The organism is Kitasatospora sp. NPDC127116 (assembly GCF_042677365.1).
In the GTDB taxonomy this organism is placed as follows: domain Bacteria; phylum Actinomycetota; class Actinomycetes; order Streptomycetales; family Streptomycetaceae; genus Kitasatospora; species Kitasatospora lactacystinica.
In genome coordinates this window covers 1-1,378 of record NZ_JBHXTL010000206.1, presented here as the reverse complement: position 1 = coordinate 1,378, position 1,378 = coordinate 1, and the positions used below count along the sequence as shown (strand labels likewise).

Sequence of the window (1,378 nt, the reverse complement as noted above, 5' to 3'; positions counted from 1 at the left end):
GCCCTGCACGGCTGGGTCTACGACATCCCCACCGGCCGCGTCGAGGTCCTCACCGCCGGCGGCCCCGCGCGCGCCGCCGGCGCGGGCGCCCCCCCCCGCCCCCCCCGCCGGCCCCCCCCGCCCCCCACCCCCCCCCCCGAGTTGGTGGGCGGGGGTTGTCAGCGCGCCTTGGGGAAGGCGGCTCGTAGGGCGGGGGTGCGGGTGAGGACGGCGACGGCGACCAGGGCGAGGGCGGAGAGGCCCTGGAGGACCGCGTACCAGACCGGGCAGAGGCCGGGGATCGCGTCGACCGCGATGATGGCGATCGGCATGACGGTGGAGAGCGTGCGGACCCGGTCGAAGGCCTTGAAGGAGCCGCCGGCGGCGCGGGTGGCCAGCCGGTGGAGGAACGGGGCGATGGCGAGGAAGATCACCGCGCGGATCCACATGAACGGGGTCGTCGGGTGGCCGGTGGCCGCCATCACGGCCACTGTGCCGAGGACGACGGCGCCGGCGGCGCCGAAGAGCACGATGCACTTCTTCACCGTGGTGAAGGTGTCCTGGTCGGTCGTGGTCGCCATGGTTCTTTCCCCTCCGTGTCGTTGTGGGAACGACGCTACGGAGCGGACGGGCGGCCGGGTATGGGTCCAGCCCCACAACGGGGTGGGGCTGGACCCACCCCCTCCAACCTGCGGATCCACAGCGGAAATTGAGCGGCGGGAGCCCACGTGCCATGGCTATGGTGGCCCGATGGCAGAGGTCAAGCAGGTCCAGGTCACCTTCGACTGCGCGGACCCCGAGCGCATGCAGGACGTCGAGGGCAACGAGTTCTGCCTCGACTGAGCGTTCCTGCCGGGATCCGGCAAGCAACCCGGCCGGGATCTTGCGGGATTCGGTCGGCGCAGGGCCATGGGTGGCGTGGCTAGTGTGCTCGGGAGTGGACGTGAACGAACGTCCGTGACCTGGGGGGTGGGGGAATGACTCCACTGGGCTTGAGCGTGGCCACCTGGTGGTGGATCGTCGCACTGACGACGGTGCTGTTCTGGGCGCTGGCGGTACCGCCGCAGCCGACGCGGACGTACCGGATCATGGTGTCCCTGGCGCCGCTGGCCGGAGCGCTCTTCCTGGTCGGCCGCTACCACACGAACGGGATGAACCCGGCCGGTGCGCTGTCCATGTACTCGCTGGCGATGCTGTCGATGGCCCTCGGCACGGCCGGGCACCTCGGGAAGCTCGCGCGCCGGCAGCTCGCGGCCGACAAGGCCGGCGACACGGACGAAGTGCCGCTCACCTGGGGCTTCATGGTGCAGCTCTTCCTGTGCCTGACCGCGGGCATGGTGGTGTACTTCGTGATCCAGCCGTAGGCACCGTCCGCATCGGCCGGTGGCCCCTCGCGAGG

Annotated in this window: 2 protein-coding genes; one reads left to right on the top strand and one right to left on the bottom strand. The window is 71.6% G+C overall.

The genetic code is table 11. The features are described from left to right. Positions 1-158: 158 nt before the first annotated feature. Positions 159-560: a hypothetical protein gene (locus ACFVHV_RS41440; RefSeq protein WP_359905107.1), complete on the bottom strand. Its 402-nt coding sequence runs from the start codon at positions 558-560 to the stop codon at positions 159-161. Between the two features lie 396 nt (positions 561-956). On the opposite strand from ACFVHV_RS41440, the gene ACFVHV_RS41435 reads away from it, so the two are divergent. After that, complete coding sequence (locus ACFVHV_RS41435; protein ID WP_359905110.1) at positions 957-1,343, top strand: hypothetical protein; 387 nt, start codon at positions 957-959, stop codon at positions 1,341-1,343. Positions 1,344-1,378: the final 35 nt, after the last annotated feature.

Coding starts and splice junctions, on each gene's coding strand:
- ACFVHV_RS41440 (WP_359905107.1), bottom strand. CDS start 560: ATGGCGACCACGACCGACCAGGACACCTTCACCACGGTGAAGAAGTGC.
- ACFVHV_RS41435 (WP_359905110.1), top strand. CDS start 957: ATGACTCCACTGGGCTTGAGCGTGGCCACCTGGTGGTGGATCGTCGCA.